General features: G+C 63.3%; 6 protein-coding genes. 4 read left to right on the top strand and 2 right to left on the bottom strand.

All coding sequences use genetic code 11. From position 1 onward, the window contains the following. A partial coding sequence (locus EOA24_RS25325) for a SulP family inorganic anion transporter (RefSeq protein ID WP_245501852.1) occupies nt 1–810 on the bottom strand: 810 nt, incomplete at its 3' end. A gap of 224 nt (nt 811–1,034) precedes the next feature. Between EOA24_RS25325 and gyrA the strand changes: the two genes are divergently transcribed. Continuing rightward, the gene (gene gyrA, locus EOA24_RS25320; RefSeq protein ID WP_127410176.1) at nt 1,035–3,812 is read left to right on the top strand and encodes a DNA gyrase subunit A; all 2,778 of its coding nucleotides are present in this window, start codon (nt 1,035–1,037) and stop codon (nt 3,810–3,812) included. Between the two features lie 50 nt (nt 3,813–3,862). On the opposite strand, the gene EOA24_RS25315 is transcribed toward gyrA, so the two are convergent. Next, complete coding sequence (locus tag EOA24_RS25315; RefSeq protein WP_095765297.1) at nt 3,863–4,015, bottom strand: hypothetical protein; 153 nt, start codon at nt 4,013–4,015, stop codon at nt 3,863–3,865. Between the two features lie 193 nt (nt 4,016–4,208). Here EOA24_RS25315 and coaD point away from each other — a divergent pair, with 193 nt between their 5' ends. The 3 genes from coaD to EOA24_RS25300 all read left to right on the top strand — a co-directional run. Next, on the top strand, nt 4,209–4,709 hold the full coding sequence (gene coaD, locus EOA24_RS25310; RefSeq protein WP_126082582.1) for a pantetheine-phosphate adenylyltransferase: 501 nt from the start codon (nt 4,209–4,211) through the stop codon (nt 4,707–4,709). A gap of 126 nt (nt 4,710–4,835) precedes the next feature. Continuing rightward, complete coding sequence (locus EOA24_RS25305) at nt 4,836–5,333, top strand: peptidylprolyl isomerase (RefSeq protein WP_245463509.1); 498 nt, start codon at nt 4,836–4,838, stop codon at nt 5,331–5,333. A gap of 30 nt (nt 5,334–5,363) precedes the next feature. Beyond that, the coding region (locus EOA24_RS25300; RefSeq protein ID WP_133374601.1) for a peptidylprolyl isomerase at nt 5,364–5,716 on the top strand (353 nt) is incomplete at its 3' end.

Below are 5,716 nucleotides of genomic sequence, written 5' to 3'. Positions count from 1 at the left end.
GTTTTGGGAAGCAAACGAGCGGCTCGTGGCCGCTGTCTGCACCATGACGACGATGGCGATCAGCAACGCCAGCGGGACAAGAGCCTGTGCGTCGTGGAAGTGGACGGTCGGCATGCCGAGAGGAGGCAACCCGTTCGGCAAGGCGCCGAGCACCTCGACGCCACGGTTCCTCAAATCGAAGGAGACGACGCCAAGCGTCGCCAGGACCATGCCGATCAACGCCGCCGGGATCCGCGCGCTGACCTGTCCGGCGGCGAAGACGATGGCGAAGACACCGAGGCCGATTGCCAGGCTCCAGGGATTGGTGAGGTGGATATTGGCGGCTATCTCGCCGACTCGCCGCAAGGTCTCGCCTCTTTCGGCCGGCAGGCCGAGCAAGGAAGGCAGTTGCGAGACGATGATATGGACCGAAATGCCGGCGAGGAAACCCGTCGTGACCGGCACGGACAGCAGATCGGCGATCCAGCCGAGACGGAAGACGCCGCTGAGCGCCACCAGCAGCCCCACCATCAGGGCCAGCATGGCCGCCAGCGCCAGGTAATGCGGCGAGCCCGAGGTGGCGATCAGCGCCAGACCGCCGGCGAACAAGGGCGTGATCGTCGAATCTGCGCCGGCCGACAGCTGGCGGTTGGCGCCGAGCAGCGCGAAGGCGACAGAGCCGGCGACGAAGGTGAAAAAGCCGATCTGCGGCGCGAAGCCGCCGAGCCGCGCCGTCGCCATCTGCTCGGGTATGGCGATCGCGGCCAGCGTGATGCCGGCCGCCAGATCGCCGTTGAGGTCCTTGACGCTCCAGCCGCTGAGGGCCCGCATGGGTAGCCATGAGGCCAGCTTCACAGCAGTTGCGGTTTTTGCCCGATCCATCGCCGACCTTGCCGCATGACGGCGAAAACGACGGTGGCCATATCGTCGCAATCAGCGGTATCCATTTGAAATTACCATCAAAATTGTCTCTGGAAAAGTCCGGCCGACATTGGAGTTTCGGCAAGGCTTCCTATATAAGCATGTAGTGATTCCCGACTGGATTGTGACCTGATTTGACCGACCAGAAGACACCGCGCGGGCCGGACGGCGGCCCCACCGGCATCGAGCCGATTTCGATCATCGAGGAGATGCAGCGCTCCTATCTCGATTACGCCATGAGCGTGATCGTCAGCCGCGCGCTGCCAGACGTGCGCGACGGCCTGAAGCCCGTCCATCGCCGCATCCTCTACGCCATGCAGGAAGGCGGTTACCACTGGAACCGCAAGCATGTGAAATCGTCGCGCATCGTCGGCGACGTGATGGGTAAATACCATCCGCATGGCGACGCCTCGATCTATGACGCGCTGGTTCGCATGGCGCAGGACTGGTCGCTGCGCGTGCCTCTGATCGACGGGCAGGGCAACTTCGGCTCCATCGACGCCGATCCGCCCGCGGCCATGCGCTACACCGAGTCGCGGCTCACCAAGGTCGCGCATGAACTCCTGGAGGATATCGACAAGGAAACGGTCGATTTCCAGGACAATTATGACGGCGCCGAACAAGAGCCGAAGGTGCTGCCGGCGCGCTTTCCCAACCTTCTGGTCAACGGCTCGGGCGGTATCGCCGTCGGCATGGCCACCAACATTCCGCCGCACAATCTGAGCGAAGTCTGCAACGGCGCCATCGCCCTCATCGACAACCCGGCCATCGACCTGCCGGCGCTGATGGAGATCGTGCCCGGCCCGGACTTCCCGACTGGTGGCATCGTGCTTGGCCGTTCCGGCATCTACAGCGCCTATTCCACCGGGCGCGGTTCGATCGTCATGCGCGGCCGCGTCAATATCGAATCCCGCGGCAACGACCGCGAATCCATCGTCGTCACCGAGATTCCCTATCAGGTGAACAAGGCGGCGATGATCGAGAAGATGGCGGAACTGGTGCGCGAAAAGCGCATCGACGGCATTTCCGACATTCGCGACGAAAGCGACCGCCAGGGCTACCGGGTCGTCATCGAGCTGAAGCGCGAGGCCGTCGCCGACGTTATCCTCAACCAGCTTTACCGCTTCACGCCGCTGCAGACGTCGTTCGGCGCCAACATGGTGGCGCTCAACGGCGGCAAGCCGGAGGTGATGACGCTGATCGACATGCTGAAAGCCTTCGTCGCTTTCCGCGAAGAGGTGATCAGCCGCCGCACCAAATACCTGCTGCGCAAGGCGCGCGAGCGCGCGCATGTCCTTGTCGGCCTTGCGATTGCGGTCGCCAATATCGACGAGGTGATCAAGCTCATCCGCACCGCGCCCGATCCGCAGACGGCGCGCGAGCAGTTGATGGAGCGGCGCTGGCCGTCGCACGACGTCGCGCCGCTGATCAAGCTGATCGACGACCCGCGTCACCGCATCAACGAGGACGGCACATATAATCTCTCCGAGGAACAGGCGCGCGCCATCCTCGACCTGCGCCTGCAGCGCCTGACCGCGCTCGGCCGCGACGAGATCGCCGACGAGTTGAACAAGATCGGCGCCGAGATCATTGATTTCCTTGACATTTTGTCGTCTCGCGCGCGCATCCAGCAGATCGTCAAGGACGAGCTGATCGCGGTCCGCGACGAGTTCGGCACGCCGCGCCGCACCGAGCTCTCCGACGGCGGCGCGGACATGGAAGACGAGGACCTGATCCAGCGCGAGGACATGGTCGTCACCGTCAGCCATTCCGGCTACATCAAGCGCGTGCCGCTGTCGCTCTACCGGGCGCAGCGCCGGGGCGGCAAGGGCCGCTCCGGCATGTCGACCAAGGAAGAGGATTTCGTCACTCGGCTGTTCGTCGCCAACACGCACACGCCCGTGCTGTTCTTCTCCTCGCGCGGCATCGTCTACAAGGAAAAGGTCTGGCGGCTGCCGATCGGCAACCCGCAATCGCGCGGCAAGGCGCTGATCAACATGCTGCCGCTCGAGCAGGGCGAGCGCATCACCACGATCATGCCTCTGCCGGAGGACGAGACCAGTTGGGGCGATCTCGACGTGATGTTCGCTACCACGCGCGGCACCGTGCGCCGCAACAAGCTCAGCGACTTCGTCCAGGTCAACCGCAATGGCAAGATCGCCATGAAGCTGGAGGAAGAGGGCGACGAGATCCTCGGCGTCGAGACCTGCACCGACAATGACGACGTGCTTTTGACGGCGAATTCCGGCCAGTGCATCCGTTTCCCGGTCTCCGACGTGCGCGTCTTCCAGAGCCGCAATTCCGTCGGCGTGCGCGGCATAAGCATGGCCGAGACCGACCGCATCATCTCGATGTCGATCATCGAGCACGTCGATGCGTCACCCGCCGAGCGTGCAGCCTATCTGAAGCGCGCGGCGGCCGAGCGCCGGCTTGTCGCCGGCGAGGAAGAGGAGATCGCGCTCACCAATGAGGAGGTCGGCGAGGAAGCCGAGCTTTCCGACGAGCGTTACGAGTTCCTCAAGGCGCATGAGCAGCTTGTGCTGACGGTGACCGAATACGGCTACGGCAAGCGCTCGTCGTCCTACGACTTCCGCCTGACGGGGCGCGGCGGCAAGGGCATTCGCGCCACCGACGTTTCCAAGACGGCCGAGATCGGCCGCCTGGTCGCGACCTTCCCGGTCGGCAATGACGATCAGATCATGCTGGTTTCGGACGGCGGCACGGGGATCCGGGTGCCGGTCAACGGCATACGCTTTGCCAGTCGCGCCACCAAGGGCGTGACGATCTTCAATACGGCCGAAGGCGAGAAGGTCGTGTCGGTGGAGCGGATTTCGGAGCCGCAGTCGGACGAAGAAGCGGAAGACGTGGCTTCGAGCGAGGCTGGTGCGGACGATACGGGCGGGAGCGAATAGATTTCGTCCGGCTCAACCGGCCCGTTGGGCCGGTTCGATCATGACGGGGATCAGTGGCGACGGTAGACGTTGCGGTGGGCGAAACCATCGAGGCGCTTGGTGTTGGCCTTGACGCGCACCCGCGCTGCTTCCTGATGCAACCCGAAGGCGGTCGCGATGAGCATCACGATGGTCATTGCTGTGGCAAGCATGTAGATCAGCATTTGCGTGTTCTCCTGAGCTTACAACGATGAGATGGAGATTTTGTTTCGTCCCTTGAAGCGGCAACCTAGTGAACGCTGCGTGAAACGTTCGTGATTGCCGCGTTCATCCGTCGTTCATGTCCGCGGAATGGTTCACGGATGACCGCAATTAATCGGATTTGCCTTCCGTACGCCCGCCCGCTAGAAGCCTGCCATGACCGAACGCACCGCCCTTTACGCTGGCTCCTTCGACCCGCTGACCAACGGCCATCTTGACGTGCTCAAGGCGTCGCTGGCGGTGGCCGACACCGTCTATGCGGCGATCGGCATCCATCCGGGCAAGAAACCGTTGTTTTCCTTCGAGGAACGCGTGAAGCTGATCGAAGCCGCTGCCAAGGCCGAATTGGGCAAGGACGCCGGCCGCATCAAGGTCGTTGCCTTCGACGGGCTTGTCATCGACGCTGCCCGCAAGCGGGGCGCTTCGATCATGATCCGCGGCCTGCGCGACGGCACCGATCTAGACTACGAAATGCAGATGGCCGGCATGAACGAGACGATGGCGCCGGAACTGCAGACGGTTTTTCTGCCGGCGAGTCCCTCGGTGCGCACCATTACCGCCACACTCGTGCGCCAGATTGCCTCGATGGGCGGCGACATCCGCCCATTCGTGCCGGCGGCTGTCGCCGGGGCGCTCACCGCCAAGTTCACCAAATAGGTTTTCCCGGAGATCCCTATGCAGCTGAAGAAGCTCGCTTCGTTCCTTGTCGTGCTAGCCGGCCTTTTCGCAGCATCCCTTTTCTCGGCATCCGGGCCGGCCGTCGCCGCCGACAAGGAAAACACTATGATCATCACGCTCAAGGATGGCGACGTGACGATTGCGCTGCGCCCCGATCTGGCGCCCAAGCATGTCGCGCAGATCAAGAAGCTGGTGCGCGACGGCGCCTATGACAATGTCGCCTTCCACCGCGTCATCGACGGCTTCATGGCGCAGACCGGCGACGTCAAATTCGGCAACATGAAGAAGGGTTTCGACCCGCAAGCCGTCGGCACCGGCGGTTCCGATCTTCCCGATCTGCCGGCCGAGTTCTCGCAGAGCGAGCAATTCACGCGCGGCGTGGTCGGCATGGCGCGATCGCAGGACCCGAATTCGGCCAACTCGCAATTCTTCATCATGTTCGCGCCGGCGCCGAACCTCGACGGCCAGTACACCATCGTCGGCAAGGTGGTCGGCGGCATGGACCTCGTCGACAAGATCAAGAAGGGCGACGAGGCCGACAACGGCACGGTCAGCGACCCCGACCGCATGATCAAGGTTCGCATCGCCGCCGACGGCAAATAAACCCCTCAATTTTCAAAAAGGATTTCTGACATGGCTGAGATCAAGGATCGCGAGAACGCGCTGATCATGGAAACGACCAAGGGCAAGGTCGTCATCGAAATGTATCCCGAACTGGCCCCCGGCCACGTCGCCCGCATCAAGGAACTGGCGCGTGAGGGCGCCTATGACGGCGTCGTGTTCCACCGCGTCATCGACGGCTTCATGGCGCAGACCGGCGACGTCAAGTTCGGCAACTCCTCGAAGCCGACCTATGCGCCGTCGCGCGCGGGCATGGGCGGGTCCGACAAGCCGGACCTCAAGGCCGAGTTCTCCAATGCCAATCATGGCCGCGGCGCCTGCTCGATGGCTCGGGCGCAGAACCCGAACTCAGCGAATTCGCAGTT

Source organism: Mesorhizobium sp. M2A.F.Ca.ET.039.01.1.1 (assembly GCF_003998035.1).
Lineage (GTDB): Bacteria > Pseudomonadota > Alphaproteobacteria > Rhizobiales > Rhizobiaceae > Mesorhizobium.
This window is presented reverse-complemented; position numbering and strand designations above follow the sequence as displayed.